Source organism: Candidatus Krumholzibacteriia bacterium (genome assembly GCA_029865265.1).
GTDB lineage: Bacteria > Krumholzibacteriota > Krumholzibacteriia > WVZY01 > JAKEHA01 > JAKEHA01.
Genome location: JAOUHG010000002.1, coordinates 67,141 through 82,500, shown reverse-complemented (window position 1 = coordinate 82,500; position 15,360 = coordinate 67,141). Strand labels below are relative to the sequence as shown.

Genomic DNA, 15,360 nt, shown 5'->3' with positions numbered 1-15,360 from the left:
GTCGGTTGCGTTGCGCCCGCCGCACCCGGAGCGCATTCCCGCCATGGAGGAATGGCTGCGCCAGGCGGAGGCGCTGGCGGCGCGCCTGCCCGTGCACCATGCCACACTGGCGGCGCTGCGCGCGCAGGCGCTGGACGGCAATCCGTCGCCGGGCGGCGGATCACGCCCGCTCTTTGCGAGCCAGAAGGACCAGTTTCACTACGACCATCTATCCGCGCTGGTCGCCGGTCTGGAGCGTTTCGTCGATCCGGATCCGCATGTGGGGACAATGGCGCTGGTGAGCGACCGGCTCGACTTCGCCCGCCACGTGGTGGATGCGAGCATCACCAGCCACCGAAGCGAGTGGAGCAATGCCATCCGTTCGATCGCCGATGTCGAGGAATGTCCGCGCTACGGGGGCCTGGTCATTGCGCCCCAGGTGGGGCTGGTGCCGGTGGGCCGCGATCCGCAGTCCGGCCTGTGGGAGTTCGTCCACATCCGCACCGGTGCGGCGCCGGTGCGTGGCCGCGACGGACGCCTGGCCGTAGACGATGACACCGGCATCGTGATGGTGCTGCTTCCCGGCGACTGTTTCTGGATGGGCATGTCGAAGGAACGGCTCGCCGATCCCGCCAAGCCGGGTGGCGACCCGCTCGCGCGCCTGGATGAGGTGCCGGTGCACCGGGTCTGCCTCGACCCTTTCTTCATATCGAAGTACGAGGTGACCCAGGCCCAGTACCTGCGCATCACCGGGCAGAACCCGAGCCGTGTGCAGCCCGGCATCGACTACAAGATGTACGTGACCTCGCTGTGCCACCCGGTCGAGAACCTCAACTGGGAACAGGCGGACGGTTTTGCACGCGATGTGGGGCTGATGCTCCCGACCGAGGCGCAGTGGGAATACGCCGCGCGGGCCGGGTCGACGGCGCGGCTCCCGTGTGGCTGGGATCCCGATTGCCTGCGCACCACCGAGAACATCATGGATGCATCCGCGCGCGTGCCGGCGCGGCCGGGCGGGTGGAGCTACGCGGACTGGTACGATGGCTTCGTCGACTCGTCGCCGGTCGGGTTCTACGCGCCCAACGCATTCGGACTCTACGATGTGCTGGGCAACGTCACCGAGTGGACGCGGGACTGGTACGGGTCCTACCAGCTCCCGGTCGCGCCGGGAGCTGGCGAGCGTCTGGGCACGGGGTACACCGAGCGGGTGGTGCGGGGCGGAGGCTATTACTTCTGGGTGGACCGCGTCAGCGTGGCCCTGCGCCTGAACATCCCCCCCCACATCAACGACCGCATCGGCATGCGGCCGGCACGCGGGCTGGACCCGGCCGGCGCCCAGGATCGGGCCGCCGCCGCCCCCTCCCGCTGAAGAATACCCCTCCCGAAAAAAATCGAAATTCCGTTAGCCGCTGCGGATTGAAACGGCGCACTTCCATACAGGTCGGGTTGCGGGGATAGCGGCTCGCCGAAGCCGGTCGGACCTTTCTTGGTCGGCGGGTATCGCCCGGTACGGAGAGCCGTCCCCGCTGCCTGTGCCCAGTCTGCTCCCTGAGGCAGAGCATTCTTGACCACTTGCCCGGTTCCAGCCTCTACGATCCTGGCGGACCCCCGGACCCCGCCTGGCTTGGCAACGAAAAGCCCGCTGGCGGATGTCAGCGGGCTTTCGTCCGTTTATACGTTCCGGCCGCAGCCGGACGGCCTACCTGATGAGGCTCCGCAGGCGCTTCGTGAACCCTGCCAGAGACCCGCCCGGGGCGCCGGTCTCCACCGGTTGATCCTCCCCGGTCACGAAGTAACCACCCGACAGGGTCCGCTGCGCGGGAACACCGCTCGGGTTGGCCTCGCTGTACTCGGTACCGGAGACGATCACGTTCAGCGTTCCCGCAATGTGATCGCCGTCGATCTCGTGCACCACGAAGTTTCCGGACACCGCGTTCTCCGCGTTGAACGAGTAGTCCGGAGACATCTCGGCGTACCCAAGGTAGACCTGCGGACCGCCGGCAGGCGACACGGGCGCCGCGCCGATCGTCTGCACCACCACCGGCAGCGTGGCGGGCAGTGTGGCCGGATTGATGTAGTCGGTCGACACGTACATGTAGATCGACTCCTGCAGGCCGCCCGCTGGCGCCGCAGCGGCGGTCACGGGCAAATTACTGCTCGCGCTGAAGGAGAACGAGTAGCTGCCGGAGGACGAGATGCTGGAACCAAACGCCTGCAACTCGTGCGCGCCCGCCTGGGCCCCGCCCGTTACGTTGAGTGCCACGGTGTTCTCGTCCGCGTAGGCGCACGCCGTCGGGACACCCCCGATGCGCTCGATGGTCAGATGGAGCGAATCGCAGTACGTCCCGTCCCAGCAGTCCGCCGGGTTGTCGGAATACTCGAACGTGCCCGACAGTTGGTAGGTGTCGCCCGAGACGGTCCCGGTGAAACTGGCCTTGAGTGTCTCCGTGCAGCTGAGTCCCACGGTTTCCGTCGTCTCGCACGACAGCGAGAGGTTGTTGCCGGTGCGCTTGACGGGGCAATCCGCGCCGAAGAACTCGTCGATGACCTCGGCTCCACAGAAGACCAGGGTGTCGGCGAGAACGTCGAAGGGTACCGCCTCGCCGCAGGTGAAGAAGGCCCCGGTGGCGGCGTAGGTTCCCGAGGGCAGGGACAACGTGCTCGAATTTCCTCCGGTGCCGCCGCCGGTGGGGGACTCATCGTCGCCGCAGCCCGCGGCCATCGCAAGCGCCAGCGCGCCGGCGAGCAGAAAGGGAACCACATTACGAGAAGACATGAGCAACCTCCTGGGGTCTCGGCGCATTGTGTGGGAACGCCGGTTCGGGTCATGAATCCCGCCGCCGAACGGCAGGGGCTTCCGGGTCAGTCGTCGCGCGGATCTTCGATCGAAAACGGAACTGCCGACGGGTCAACCGGATCATCGCGGTGTACGCGGAACTCGCAGCAACCGTCGCCGCGTTGAAACGTGCGCTCGCGCGAGACGCGCATCCCGAGCAGGCGCGTCAGCGTGTTGACGGTGATGCTGCACAACTGGGGTTGCTGCAGGGCCACGTTGGTGAACGGACAGTTTCGCTCCACCAGCGCAAGGTGGCCGTTTCGTTCGATGGAGATGAACGGATCCTCCGGGAGGTAGTACCCCTTGAGGGTTTCCATCCGCTCCTCGAGCGTCTTGCCGCGCAGCTTCGGCTCCCACTCGTTCACCGTGGACTCGGTGAGGTGCGCTATGGCCGCCTCGACCGCCTGCCGCCCGTACAGCGCCTTGAAGGCGCCGATCACCGCGACGCACAACTCGTCGTAACGTTTGGGGAAGAACTCTTCACCGCGCAGGCTGATCTCATAGATGGATGCCGGGCGCCCTGATTTTCCGTCACCGGAGTGCTGGGCCCGGCGCGACACCCAGCCCTGGCGTTCCAGCAGAATCAGGTGCTGCCGCGCGCCTTCGTCGGATATGGAGAGTTGTTTGGCGATCTCGGCAATGGTGGAACCGCCGTCGCGCTTGATGCGGAGCAGAATCTCGCGGCGCGTATCGGAAAGGGCCTCGATGGCAGCATGCACTGGTAACGCCTCCTTGATCGGCCAGGCCTTCCGCTCACTCGCGGCAGCCGGACACGGCCCGCGCGTCCGGGATCATCTGAATCCTACGCACTTTGACCGGTGCCCGTCAATGGACCATTCCGCCCGATTGACCGGCCCGCCGCGGTCGTATACCTTGATGCGCATGCGGATTGCACTCGTACAGGTGAATACGGTGGTGGGAGATACCGCTGGCAATGCCGGGCGCATCCTGGACGCGGTTCGCCGGGCCGCCGCAGCGGGCGCCGAACTGGTGGTATTCCACGAGATGTCGGTGAGCGGCTACCCGCCGCAGGACCTGGTCGAGCGGCCCGCGTTCATCGCACAGTGCGGGCGTGATCTGGCCCGGATCGTGGCCGAATCCGCGCGTTACCCCGGGCTGGGGATCATCGTCGGAGCGCCCCTGACGTCGCCGGGGGCGACGGGCAAGGGGGTGGCCAACGCGGCGCTGCTCATCGCCGACGGCGCTGTGATTCACCGCCAGGACAAGATGCTGCTGCCCACCTACGACGTCTTCGATGAGGCGCGGTACTTCGAGCCCGCCGCCGCGGCCGTGCCGGTGCCATTCCGGGGCGAGAAGCTCGGCATCTCGATCTGCGAGGATGCGTGGAACGACCCCGCGCTGTTTCCACGGCAACCGTACCGTGTCGAGCCCATCGCCATGCTCGCGCAGCAGGGGGCAACCCTTCTCGTCAACATCTCCGCCTCCCCGTTCACCGCGGGCAAGGAGGCGTTTCGCGCGGAGTTGATCCGCAGTCATGCGCGGCGCCATCGCCTGCCGTTTGTCTTCGTGAACCAGACCGGCGGCAACGACGAACTGGTCTTCGACGGGCGCAGCCTGTGGGTGGACGGCGGTGGTGAGGTGCGCGCCGCGCTGCCCGCGTTCGAAGAGGCGCTGGTGGTGGTGGACACCAACGCGCCCGCCGCCGCGCCGGCGTACCGCGTCATGGAAGAGGCGGACAGCATCCGGCGCGCGCTGGTGCTGGGCACCCGGGACTACTTTGCCAAGTGCGGCTTCAGCCGTGCGGTGGTGGGGCTTTCCGGCGGAATCGACTCCGCCCTCACACTGTGTATCGCGGCGGAGGCGCTGGGAGCAGACAACGTGCTGGCGGTGGCGATGCCCTCCCCGCATTCGTCGGCCGGGAGCGTGCAGGACGCGCGCGCGCTGGCGTCCGCGCTCGGTGTTCGGCTGGAGGAGGTCGCAATTGGATCGCTGATGCAGGCCTACGACGAGGCCCTCGCGGGCGTCCTCGCCGGCACCACGCCCGATGTCACCGAGGAGAACATCCAGGCGCGTATCCGCGGCAACATCCTGATGGCGATCTCCAACAAGTTCGGGCACTTGGTTCTGTCCACCGGGAACAAGAGCGAACTCGCCGTCGGATACTGCACGCTGTATGGCGACATGAGCGGTGGACTGGCCGTGATCTCCGACGTTCCCAAGACCATGGTGTACCGGCTGTGTGCGATGTACAACGCGGAGCGAACGGTGATCCCGCCGGCGATCATTGAGAAGGCGCCGTCGGCGGAGCTGCGCCCCGGCCAGAAGGACGCCGATTCGCTGCCGCCCTACGAAATTCTCGACGCCATCCTCGATCTGCATATCGAAGAGGGGGCGGGCGCCGCGGACATCGTGGCGCGCGGGTTCGATGCTTCAACCGTGGCGTGGGTGGTGGAGGCGGTGCGCAAGAGCGAGTACAAGCGCAAGCAGGCCGCGCCCGGACTCAAGGTGACCTCCAAGGCGTTCGGCGCCGGGCGCCGCTTTCCCATCGCGGGACGCTACTCCGTGTGATCACCGGCGGGGCCGTATACAAGGATGCGGGCTTCCCAATGACAGGCACTCCCGTGAGAGGCTATGAGGAGATCGACTACTCGGGCGACGTCGCCATCGAGGCCTGGGGGGCGACGCGCGCCGAAATGATCGAGAACGCCACCCGCGGCCTCATGGGACTCATGGCCTGGAGCCGGGTGGAGCCGGTAGTGGAGCGCCCTGTGGAGGCTGCGTGCGCGGATGCCGGCGGGCTGCTGGTGGACTGGCTCTCGGCGGTGATCCTGATGGCCGCGACCCACGGCGAGATCTACAGCGACGTGAGTGTGCGGGCGGCCGGGCACGACGCGCTGTGCGGCACGGTGCGCGGCGCTCCGGCTCGGGACCACGCGGGGCAGTTGCGTTTCGACGTCAAGGCTGCGACCTATCACGGCCTGCAGGTCGAGGAAACCGGGGAGGGCTGGCGCTGCCGGGTGGTGTTCGACCTGTGAGCGGATCGCGGGAAATCGTCGCGATGCACGCGTGGGTAAGCGGCCGGGTCCAGGGTGTCTTCTTCCGGGATTCCACCCGCCAGCGCGCCCGCGAACTCGGTCTCGCCGGGTGGGTGAAGAACCTGCCCGACGGGCGCGTGGAGGCGTTGTTCGTGGGAACGCGCGAAGCATGCGAGGCCGCGCTGGCGTTCGTGCGCATCGGACCGCCGGCCGCGGCCGTGTCCGCCGTCGAGTGGGTGTGGGAGGAACCGCCGGCGCATCCCGCGGGCGGGTTTTCGATCGCCTAGTCGCCGGAAGCGAGAAACGGCGTGATGGCCTCGGTGACCCCGTCGGGGAGGCGGCGAGGCCGGCTGTTGGTGTCCACCCACACGTGGCGGGTGAACCCGCGGGAGATGATCTCCTCGCCGCGCCGAACCCGGTAGTCGAAGGTGATCACGCGGCTCTTCATCTCGCGGATCTTCGTCTCGATGGCGAGCTCGTCGTCGTAGTGCGCACCCTTGAGGAACGTGGCCCCGTATTCGACCACCGGCAGCATGACACCCTCCGCCTCCAGTCCACGGTAGGAGTGCCCGGCGGCGCGCAGGAGCCCGGTGCGCCCCAGCTCGAACCACAACAGGTAGCTCGAGTGGTGGGCCACACCCATCTTGTCGGTCTCGCCGTAGCGGACACGAACCATTTCCACGTGGGTTCGCATGACCATGCGGACGGTAGCCAACCGGCGCCGAAACGCGCAAGTTGAATCCCCCCAAACGCCCGCCGCAGCCACCAAAAAGCCCGTTTACAGGCCCGCCGGCGTTTGTCTATAGTTGAGGCCGGGAAACGGTTACTTCCGCAGCGCGGACGGAGAGCCCTCCGCCGCACCCATCCGCCGCATTCGAGAAATTTCATTCGCAAGGGAGACATTCATGCCCACGCCATTCGTCAATGAGCCGTTCTCCAACTTCGGCGATCCGGCCGTCGCCGCAAAGATGCAGGCGGCGCTGGACAAGGTTCGCGCCGAGCTCGGCCGCGACTACCCGCTGGTGATCGGCGGCGAGAAGATCAAGACCAGGGGAACCATCACCTCCATCGACCCCTCCAATCCGGACAACGTGGTCGGCCGCGTCGCGGAGGGAACCCGGAAGCATGCCGAGCAGGCGTTGGACGTCGCGCTGCGCACGTTCGAAACCTGGCGCAGGGTTCCGGCCGAGGAGCGGGCGTCGTACCTGTTCCGGGCCGCCGGGATCATCCGCGAGCGAAAATTCGAGTACGCGGCGTGGATGGTCTACGAAGTGGGGAAGAGCTGGGCCGAGGCGGACGGTGACGTCGCCGAAACCATCGACTTCCTCGAGTTCTACGGCCGCGAGGCGTTGCGCCTGGCCGAACCGCAGCCGCTGACGAAGATCGCCGGCGAGGACAACCAGCTGCTCTACATTCCGCTCGGTGTGGGCGCGGTGATTCCACCCTGGAACTTCCCCATGGCCATTATGGCGGGGATGACATCGGCCGCCGTCGTGGCGGGTAACACCGTGGTGCTCAAGCCATCCAGCGATTCCCCCATCATCGCCGCCAAGTTCGTGGAGGTGATGGAGGAGGTCGGCCTGCCCGCGGGCGTGATCAACTTCCTGCCCGGTGGCGGGCGCGAGGTGGGCAACCACCTGGTCGAGCACCCGAAGACACGCTTTATCGCATTCACCGGATCCAAGGAGGTGGGCCTGCACATCAACCAGCAGGCCGGCACGCCGCGCAAGGGCCAGATATGGATCAAGCGCGCCGTGCTGGAGATGGGCGGCAAGGATTCCATCGTGGTCGATGCCGATTGTGATCTCGACGCCGCGGTGACGGGTGTGTGGACGTCGGCGTTCGGCTTCCAGGGGCAGAAGTGTTCGGCGTGTTCGCGCGCGATCGTGCACGCAAAGGTGTATGACGAGTTCGTGCGCCGCCTGATCCCGAAGGTCGCCGCCATCAAGCTGGGGGCGCCCTACGAGTCGAAGGACAACTACATGGGCCCGGTGGTCAACGAAGGCGCCATGAAGTCCATCCTCGACTACATCGAGACCGGCAAGGGCGAGGGCGACCTGCTCGCGGGCGGTTCGCGCGCGCCGGGCGCCGGCTACTTCATCCAGCCCACGGTGTTTGGCGACATCGCGCCCGACGCCACCATCTCGCTGGAGGAGATATTCGGGCCGGTGCTCGCGATCATCAAGGCGCGTGACTTCGATCACGCCATGGAGATCGCCAACAACACCGAATACGGCCTGACCGGGTCGCTGTACTCGAGCAACCGCGATCACATCGAGCGCGCCCGGCAGGACTTCCACGTGGGCAACCTGTACTTCAATCGCAAGTGCACGGGGGCGCTGGTGGGTGTGCATCCGTTTGGCGGCTTCAACATGTCGGGCACCGACAGCAAGGCCGGCGGGCGTGACTACCTGCTGCTGTTCACGCAGGCAAAGTCGGTCAGCGAAAAGACCGCGTGACGCAGGCGCGGGGCACGGCCGCGAGGCGCGCGTTCTTCGCGATCCTGTTCGCGGCGGCGTTGCTGCGTGTCGTGTTCGCCGGGTGGGTGGTCGGCTTCGCCACCGAGCCGAAGGGTGACGAGGCCGACTACCACGGCATCGCAACCCGCCTGGCGCTGGGGCAGGGGTTCGTGGAACCGGATGGCGGCCCCACCGCGCGCCGCCCGCCCATGTACCCCAGCCTGCTGGCCGCGCTCTACGCCGCAACCGATCCCGACCCGGTTGCGGGCCGCGTCGTCCAGGTGATCCTGGGTGTTGTGGTGGTGGCGCTGACCGCCGCGGTTGCGCGGCGCCTCTTCGGTCCGGGGGTTGCGCTCGCCGCCGCCGGCTTCGCCGCCCTCAACCCGTTTCTTGCCTTCATTTCCGGCTACCTGCTTACCGAGAACCTCTACATGGTGCTGGTGCTGGGTGCGTTGTGGATTGCGCCCGACCCGCGCGGACTCCTGTCGGAACCACGCCGGGCGCTGGCGCCCGCCGCCCTGCTGGGGGCGGCCGCGCTCACCCGCCCCACCGGCCTGCCCGTGTTCGAGTGGACGCTGGCGGCGGCGCTCCTGCTCGCCACCGTGCCCTGGCGCGTGCGTGCCGTACGCGTGCTCGCGATGGCGGCGGCGTTTGCCATGATCATGCTGCCGTGGCTCGCGCGCAACGCCGCCGTCATGGGTGGATGGACGCTGACGACGCATGGCGGCATCACGTTCTACCAGGGCAACAACGAGAAGGTGGCGCAAACGCCGTCGTGGCGCGGGGGCGTGGCACCGCTGGAGGCGCTGCCGCGCTACGATGAACTCATGGTGCTGGACGATGTGGCGCGGGATCGCATGGCATGGCACCTGGGGCTCGCGTACCTGCGCGAGCACCCGCGCGACGTTCCGGAACTGGTGACGTGGAAACTGGTGCGCTTCTGGCGGCTCAGGAGCGACATGGGGCTGAGCGGCATCCGCAGCGGCTGGTGGTGGAGCAGGGACTCGGCGCTGGGCCGTCTGGCGGCCGATTTCGACATCGGTTTCGTCTACGCGCTGCCCACCATGACCCTGTTCGTTGCGGGGCTGTGGCTCACGCGCCGCCGCTGGCGCGAACTCGCCCTGCTCTACGGGATCGTGGTGGTCCACACCGCGGTGGCGGTGGTGTTCTTCGGGTCGTTGCGCACACGCCTTCCCGTCGAACCGGTCATGTGCATCTTCGCGGGCGCCGCGCTGGTCTGGGCCGCGCGCCTCCGGGTCCGGCGGCGCGCCTAGCCGCCCGCCGGAGGATTTCCCCGCGCCAGCGGGCTGCGCGCGATGCCGACCAGGAACATGAACACCATGAACACCTCACTGTCGTCCACGTTGTTCTCCGTCAGGGCGCCGGCCAGGATGGCCGCCACCACCGCGACGGTCCCCGCAGCGTAGTACCGTTCGACCGAGGACGGCCCCGCCCGCGCGTAGACACGCGCCAGCGAGCGCAGCAGCACCACGAAGTACAGCACGAAGGGGATGAAGCCCACCAGCCCGCGGGTGGCGAGAAGATGCAGGTACACGTTGTGGGTGTCCACCGTGGTGAGCACCTTGCGGCCGCGCAGGTGCCGGTCGGCTTCGATGGTGTAATCGCCCATGCCAACGCCGAACACCGGGTGCTGGAGAAACAAATCCCACGATATCTGCCACAACACCAGTCGCGTTCCCACGTTGCGGTCCGCGGGGCGCGTCGCGAGTTCCGTCACCGCGATGGTGCGGCCCTGATCGCGCGCAAACACGAAGGAAAACAGCAACGCCACCGCCAGGGCGAGGGCGGTGGCCATGAAGGCCGCGCGCCGGCGCACCATCATGCACAGCACCGCGGCGCCGACGAACAGGGCCACCCACGCGCCCCGCGTCATGGTCAGGAGCAGGGCGGTGAACTCCATCGCCACCACCGCGGCCAGCCACCAGCGCCATCGCGAGAAGCGCGGCGCGAGCGCCACCGCACCCGTGAACAGGATCAACTGGTAGAGGATCCCGGCGAAAGTCATCGTGAACATGGTTCCACCCACACGGTGCGCCGCACCGATGTGGATGGGGCCGGCGTCCAGCCCGCCGGCGCGCTGGATGAACGCAACCACACACGCCACGCTGGCGGAGAACGCCAGCGCCCAGAACGCCGCCTCGCGCGCGCGCACCCGGGCGATACTCGCGCCCACCAGGAAGCATATCGACAACTCCCAGTAGGAGCGCCAGTCGTTGAGGGCGCGGGCCGCGTTCTCGGAGAGGAGTATCGATGGCAGCGCGAACGCCGCCAGCGCGATGGACGCCAGCGCCAGCGCATCCGGGCGCACCCGCGCGCCGCGCTGTTCGATGATCCACAGCGTCCACGCCAGGGCCGCGAGGCCGAGGGCGAAGTTCATTCCGGCGATGGAGAAGGGCGCGAACAGGGCGAAGAGGACGAACGCCGCTCGAAAGGCCCCGTTGGAAATGCCCGCAATGGAGCGCATCGCGCGGCTACAGGCGCACGGCCAGCGTGAAGCGGTGGGTGGTGCCGAACGCCTGCTCGTCGTCGACGGTCGCGGCGTAGTGGACGACCAGGCGCGTGTCGAACGCACGCAGGCTGGCGCCGAACGAGGGCGTGGTGCGTGATTCACCCGCGGCGTGGAACGCCACCCCGCCGCGAAGCGCGATGTGCGAGAAGATGTAATCCGTCTCCGCGCCCAGCAGGCCGCGCGTCCACGTCGAGTACTGGCGTACCGCGTCGGCGGAGAGTGTGAGCACGCGGACGCGGCTCGTCGCCACCCCCACCACCACGCTGGACTCCTTGTGCGCGTCGCTGCCGTCGTCGAACGAGTAGCGCGAGAACAGGTCCTTGCCAACCACCGCGGCGTCCCAGTGCTCGCTCAGCGACAGGTAGCCGGCGAAATCGACGCTCGAACCCCACGCGTCGAAGCCGGACACGCCGCTCTGCGAGAAGAACAGCTTGCCCGCGATGGCCACGCTCAGCAGTGGCTGCGGCGTGAAGGCGTAGGCCATGCGCAGGTGGTTTTCGGAGTACGACTCGAGGCCGGCGATGTCGGCGGACAGGTTGGTGAGCATCACGCCAGCCGCGTGTTTGGCCACCCCGCGCTCCACCGCGCACAACGGCGTGACGAAGGCGAGGTCCGCCTGGTCCAGCGATGCGCCCGGCACCAGTTGTACGTAGGACGCGCCCAGGGTGCGCGTCACCAGCCCCAGCCGTGCCGGGTTCCAGTCGATGGCGCCCTCGTCGTCTATCACCGCGCTCACCGCGCCCGCCATGCCGGCGGCGCGCGCGCCGTACCCCGGCACGAGGAAGGCGCCACCGGTGGACGACTCCGCGCGCGCGTGCGGGGCCCATCCCCCCAGCGCCAGCAGCGCAATGTATGCCGTCAGGATCCGCTTCATCAGGGATTGGAATCGAACAGGAATACTTCCCGGTAGACGTCCCGCGAGCCGTCGTCGTAGAGCACCGTCGCCACCGCGACCAGCGGACCGCGCCGCACCGGCTGGTCGCTGCTGTTGCGGCCGTTCCAGTTGAAGGCGTAGTAGCGGCTCGTCCCGCCGTCTTCGAAGAACGTCACCAGGTCGCCGGTCACGTCGAACACGCGCAGTGTCACGGAACGCGCGACGCGTTCGGCGTTCACCTGGAAGGTGCCTCCCGGCGTGAACGGTACGGGGAAGTACAAGCCCCCGGTGGATTGGAACTTCACCACCACGGTGTTCGACGGACCGCTTACGTTGCCGGCGCCATCGCGCTGCACGGCAACGATCTGGTTGCGGCCCACCTCGAGCGGGACGTTCACGGTGAACCGGTTGGACAGCGCGGAGGGGACCGAGTCGATCACGGCGCCGTTGCGCACGATGTCGACCAGGGTGGATGCGTCGCCGCCGTTGTCCACACTCCCCGACAGCGGGTAGAACGAAGTCAGCCACGACCCGGTGAACGCGTCCAGCACCGGCGCTGCCGGCGCGGTGGTGTCGTAGGTAAAGACGGACGTGTACACGGCGGACCGCCCCACCTGGTCCACGGCGCGGAACGAGAAGGCATAGGTGCCCTCGTTCACCACCGAGTCGGTCAGGGGGATGGCGAAGCGCAGGGTATCGTCGAGCACGCCGGCGCCGGTCACGGGCTGGTAGGGAGACGACGGGTACTTCACGTACAGCGAGTCGACACCGTGCCGGTCGAAGGCGCGCCCGCGCAGGCTGTCGGGCACGACGCGCACGCGCGCGCCGTCCGCCGGGCTCTCAATGGTAACCGTGGGCACCGCGGCGTCGATTTCGAAGCGGTAGCTCGCCGTTGCGCTGTAGCCGGCGGCATCGTCGATGGTGATATCGACGCGGTACTCGCCGTCGGGCAGCGAGGCACCGCCCGCGCTCGCATCCCACGAACTGACGTAGTTTCCGCTCAGTCCCGCGAAGGGTGGGGCGGTGGTCACGGTTGCCTCGACGGGGGCGCCGCTCGGGTTGGTGAACGTCACCCCGAGCTGGTCGGGCGCCCGGCCGGTGGAGAGCGGGGATGCGTCGGAAACGACATGCGCGATTTCCACCGCGGGGCGCGCGGCGGACAGTCCGGGGGCGTAGGGGTTGGGCGTGACACTCAGGATCTGCACGCGCGGCGGCGTTGTGTCCACGAACACCGGCAGGCTCAGGACGGTGTCGGGTGCGGTGTTGCCGAATGCGGTCAGGGTGACGACGTACGCGCCCTCGCCCGCGAAGGTGCCGTTGTCGCGCTGGCCCCGCCAGTAGAAGTCGCGTGTGCCCGCCGATGCGGGTGCCATCGCGCGCAGGGTATACACCGGGGTCACCGAGTCCGCCGCAAACACCACCACGCCCAGTGCAACCGCCGAGTCGGCGAGGGTGTAGCGCACGCGCGTCGAATCCTGGCGGCCATCGCCGTCCGGAGAGATCACGGATCCGAGCAAATCGAAGCGGGCGACGAGCTGGGCCGGTGCGGATTCCGCGAAGGCGAGCAGTAGCATGACCGCGAGCAGCGGAAGCTGGATCAGGCGGCGGGTGTACTTCAAGACCGATGGAACCTCGAAGGGGATCGTGTGGCGCAGCGGCCCGGGGTCGGCCGGCTGCGGCGACGCGCCTGCGGTGCGCCGCTATCGATTATCCACGCCCCGCGCCCGCGGGTCAATGCGTTTACCGCCCGCCGCGGAGGCGTTCGAGCGCGTCGACCAGCAGCGGCAGCGTGTCCCGGGCACCCGCCCGCACGAACACATCGGCGATGGGGGTGACTCCGGAGGGCTCGGGATTGACCTCCACCACGCGCGCGCCGGCGTCCCGCGCAACCGCCGGGAACCCGGCCGCCGGGTACACCAGTCCCGAGGTTCCCACCACCAGGATGGCGTCGCAGGTGGCGAGTGCCGCGTAGGCGCGGTCGATGTGGTGCGGATCGAGCATCTCGCCGAACCAGACCACATCGGGGCGCAGGAACGACCCGCACTGGCAGCGCGGTGGTTCACCCGCGCCTTCATCCGGTGTCGCGGGATGACCGTTCTCGAAGCACTTGAACCGGAAGATGTTGCCGTGAAGTTCCACCACGTCGCTGGATCCAGCCGTGGTGTGCAGGTTGTCGATGTTCTGGGTCAGCAGCAGGAACCCGTCGAAGAGGCGGGGCATGCGGGCGATGGCGCGATGGCCCGCGTGGGGTGTGGTCTCTGCAATCATGCGCCGGCGCTCCGCGTACCATCGCCATACCAGCGCGGGATCGCGCGCGAAGCCCGCCCGCGTGGCCAGATCCTCCGGGTTGTAGTCGGCCCACAGCGCGTTGGGTGCGTCGCGAAACGTCGGCACGCCGCTCTCACGCGACATGCCCGCGCCGGTGGTCACCACCACGCGCCGGGCGCCGGCCAGGATGTCGATGGCCTCATCCATTCCCGGGTGCGTGCTCATGCCGGGCCGGTGCGCCGCAGGCGCGCTTGTGCGTTGCGGCGCGCGCGCGATCGCGGGGCAAAGATGGCCAGCGACACGCCGGCGAGGATCATCACGGCGCCAAGCGCTACGCGCGCGGTGATGGTTTCGCCGAGAATCGCCCAGCCCAGCAGCACCGCGACGATGGGGATGATGAAGGTCTGGTACGAGACCACGGTGACTTCGAGGTGCTGGATCACGAAGAAGAAGAGCCCCAGCGCGGTCACCGAGCCCGCCACCGCGAGGTAGATGATGGTGGCCCACGTGGTGGTATCGAAGTGCAGAGATACCGGGCCCTCGAGTATGAGTGCGAGCAGCCAGGTCGCCGCCGCCCCCACCGAGAACGGAATCATCAGGGACGCCAGCGGGTGATAGCCGTACGCCCAGCGCTTGGTGGCCACGGAGCCGATGCTGGCAGCGAGCATGCTGCAGGTGACGGCTGCGGCGCCGATCGCCTGGTTGCTGCCGATGCGCAGGCTGTCGGAGAAGATCACGGCCACGCCGAGGATGCCGGACAGGATGCCCATGATCTTGCGCGGGGTGAGGCGTTCGCCCAGCGCCATGCGCGCGATCAGCGCCACCACCAGCGGCATGGCGGCGTAGAGAACGGCGGCCAGTCCGGACGGGATGTGCTGCTCTCCGTAATAGACCAGCGAATAGGGAAGGACGATGTGGAAGAACCCCAGAAATACGCCGATGCGCACGAAGCGCCGTTCCCCCGGCAGCGCGATGTGGCGCACTCGCAGGATCACCAGCACGATCAGCGCGGCGATGGTCATGCGCACGGCAATGCTGGTAAGTGGCGCCGCGCCGCGCAGGCCCACCTTGATGGCCATCCAGGTCGAGCCCCAGATGAGGCACGCCCCGAGGTATGCGGACACGAGAGCAACGCGAGAGGGAGCCAATGTTCACCGCCGGCGCCGGGGGAAAGAGCACGGGTGCGATGCTTGCACCGGCGCGATGCGAGAAGATAGCCCACAACGCACAGGCGCGTCCAACGCGGTGTGGATGCCCGGTGGCCCGCCGCACGCGTGCGGCAACGGCCGAGCCGCTAAGCCCCGTGCGGGGCTCGCGTTACGGTGCCGCGATTGACAGCGCGGGGAGCCATCGGGTACCATAAAACGCGATAAATCAATGGTTTTACCCGAGAGGATTGCATCGGAAACTACTGGTAA

Annotated in this window: 14 protein-coding genes (1 of these 14 only partly in view); 6 read left to right on the top strand and 8 right to left on the bottom strand. The window is 68.0% G+C overall.

Annotated elements, in window-relative coordinates; genetic code table 11:
- Positions 1–1,348: the final stretch of a bifunctional serine/threonine-protein kinase/formylglycine-generating enzyme family protein gene (locus tag OEX18_01590; protein ID MDH4335956.1), read on the top strand. The gene continues 1,391 nt to the left of window position 1, outside the view; the window shows 1,348 of its 2,739 coding nt (coding positions 1,392–2,739); its start codon lies beyond the left edge, outside the window; its stop codon occupies positions 1,346–1,348.
- Positions 1,349–1,678: 330 nt separating this feature from the next.
- Here the strand turns inward: OEX18_01590 and OEX18_01585 are convergent, their stop codons facing one another.
- Both OEX18_01585 and OEX18_01580 read right to left on the bottom strand, forming a co-directional pair.
- Positions 1,679–2,755, bottom strand: coding sequence for a hypothetical protein (locus tag OEX18_01585; GenBank protein MDH4335955.1), 1,077 nt, complete (start codon positions 2,753–2,755; stop codon positions 1,679–1,681).
- An 86-nt stretch (positions 2,756–2,841) separates the two neighbouring features.
- On the bottom strand, positions 2,842–3,534 hold the full coding sequence (locus OEX18_01580) for a helix-turn-helix domain-containing protein (protein ID MDH4335954.1): 693 nt from the start codon (positions 3,532–3,534) through the stop codon (positions 2,842–2,844).
- Positions 3,535–3,697: 163 nt separating this feature from the next.
- Here OEX18_01580 and OEX18_01575 point away from each other — a divergent pair, with 163 nt between their 5' ends.
- The 3 genes from OEX18_01575 to OEX18_01565 are packed head-to-tail and all read left to right on the top strand — an operon-like array spanning position 3,698 to position 6,098.
- Entirely contained in the window at positions 3,698–5,344 is a 1,647-nt protein-coding gene (locus tag OEX18_01575) for an NAD+ synthase (protein ID MDH4335953.1), read from the top strand.
- A 38-nt stretch (positions 5,345–5,382) separates the two neighbouring features.
- Positions 5,383–5,811, top strand: coding sequence for an archease (locus OEX18_01570; protein MDH4335952.1), 429 nt, complete (start codon positions 5,383–5,385; stop codon positions 5,809–5,811).
- Positions 5,812–5,834: 23 nt separating this feature from the next.
- On the top strand, positions 5,835–6,098 hold the full coding sequence (locus OEX18_01565; protein ID MDH4335951.1) for an acylphosphatase: 264 nt from the start codon (positions 5,835–5,837) through the stop codon (positions 6,096–6,098).
- On the opposite strand, the gene OEX18_01560 is transcribed toward OEX18_01565, so the two are convergent.
- On the bottom strand, positions 6,095–6,511 hold the full coding sequence (locus OEX18_01560; GenBank protein ID MDH4335950.1) for an acyl-CoA thioesterase: 417 nt from the start codon (positions 6,509–6,511) through the stop codon (positions 6,095–6,097). The two genes, OEX18_01565 and OEX18_01560, sit on opposite strands and share 4 nt — an antisense overlap.
- Before the next feature lie 205 nt (positions 6,512–6,716).
- Between OEX18_01560 and pruA the strand changes: the two genes are divergently transcribed.
- Both pruA and OEX18_01550 read left to right on the top strand, forming a co-directional pair.
- Positions 6,717–8,270: an L-glutamate gamma-semialdehyde dehydrogenase gene (gene pruA, locus OEX18_01555; protein ID MDH4335949.1), complete on the top strand. Its 1,554-nt coding sequence runs from the start codon at positions 6,717–6,719 to the stop codon at positions 8,268–8,270.
- Positions 8,267–9,544 carry a glycosyltransferase family 39 protein gene (locus OEX18_01550; GenBank protein MDH4335948.1) on the top strand — a complete coding sequence of 426 codons (1,278 nt, stop codon included), beginning with the start codon at positions 8,267–8,269 and terminating at the stop codon, positions 9,542–9,544. The genes pruA and OEX18_01550 overlap by 4 nt, the downstream gene beginning before the upstream one ends.
- Here the strand turns inward: OEX18_01550 and OEX18_01545 are convergent.
- From OEX18_01545 to OEX18_01525, 5 genes are all read right to left on the bottom strand, one after another.
- Positions 9,541–10,755 (bottom strand): O-antigen ligase family protein, encoded by a 1,215-nt coding sequence (locus OEX18_01545; protein ID MDH4335947.1) that lies wholly within the window; start codon positions 10,753–10,755, stop codon positions 9,541–9,543. The genes OEX18_01550 and OEX18_01545 overlap by 4 nt on opposite strands.
- A gap of 7 nt (positions 10,756–10,762) precedes the next feature.
- Complete coding sequence (locus OEX18_01540; protein ID MDH4335946.1) at positions 10,763–11,674, bottom strand: hypothetical protein; 912 nt, start codon at positions 11,672–11,674, stop codon at positions 10,763–10,765.
- Positions 11,674–13,293, bottom strand: coding sequence for a hypothetical protein (locus tag OEX18_01535; protein MDH4335945.1), 1,620 nt, complete (start codon positions 13,291–13,293; stop codon positions 11,674–11,676). Before OEX18_01535 ends, OEX18_01540 begins: the two co-directional genes overlap by 1 nt.
- A gap of 121 nt (positions 13,294–13,414) precedes the next feature.
- A complete protein-coding gene (locus tag OEX18_01530) occupies positions 13,415–14,167 on the bottom strand; it encodes an NAD-dependent deacylase (GenBank protein ID MDH4335944.1) in 753 nt (250 codons plus the stop codon).
- Complete coding sequence (locus OEX18_01525) at positions 14,164–15,066, bottom strand: DMT family transporter (GenBank protein ID MDH4335943.1); 903 nt, start codon at positions 15,064–15,066, stop codon at positions 14,164–14,166. Before OEX18_01525 ends, OEX18_01530 begins: the two co-directional genes overlap by 4 nt.
- Between the last annotated feature and the right edge of the window lie 294 nt (positions 15,067–15,360).

What these genes read in the sequence shown, in the direction of transcription:
- OEX18_01585 (MDH4335955.1), bottom strand. Translation starts at nt 2,755, where the DNA reads ATGTCTTCTCGTAATGTGGTTCCCTTTCTGCTCGCCGGCGCGCTGGCG.
- OEX18_01575 (MDH4335953.1), top strand. Translation starts at nt 3,698, where the DNA reads ATGCGGATTGCACTCGTACAGGTGAATACGGTGGTGGGAGATACCGCT.
- OEX18_01570 (MDH4335952.1), top strand. Translation starts at nt 5,383, where the DNA reads ATGACAGGCACTCCCGTGAGAGGCTATGAGGAGATCGACTACTCGGGC.
- OEX18_01565 (MDH4335951.1), top strand. Translation starts at nt 5,835, where the DNA reads ATGCACGCGTGGGTAAGCGGCCGGGTCCAGGGTGTCTTCTTCCGGGAT.
- OEX18_01560 (MDH4335950.1), bottom strand. Translation starts at nt 6,511, where the DNA reads ATGGTCATGCGAACCCACGTGGAAATGGTTCGTGTCCGCTACGGCGAG.
- pruA (MDH4335949.1), top strand. Translation starts at nt 6,717, where the DNA reads ATGCCCACGCCATTCGTCAATGAGCCGTTCTCCAACTTCGGCGATCCG.
- OEX18_01545 (MDH4335947.1), bottom strand. Translation starts at nt 10,755, where the DNA reads ATGCGCTCCATTGCGGGCATTTCCAACGGGGCCTTTCGAGCGGCGTTC.
- OEX18_01540 (MDH4335946.1), bottom strand. Translation starts at nt 11,674, where the DNA reads ATGAAGCGGATCCTGACGGCATACATTGCGCTGCTGGCGCTGGGGGGA.
- OEX18_01530 (MDH4335944.1), bottom strand. Translation starts at nt 14,167, where the DNA reads ATGAGCACGCACCCGGGAATGGATGAGGCCATCGACATCCTGGCCGGC.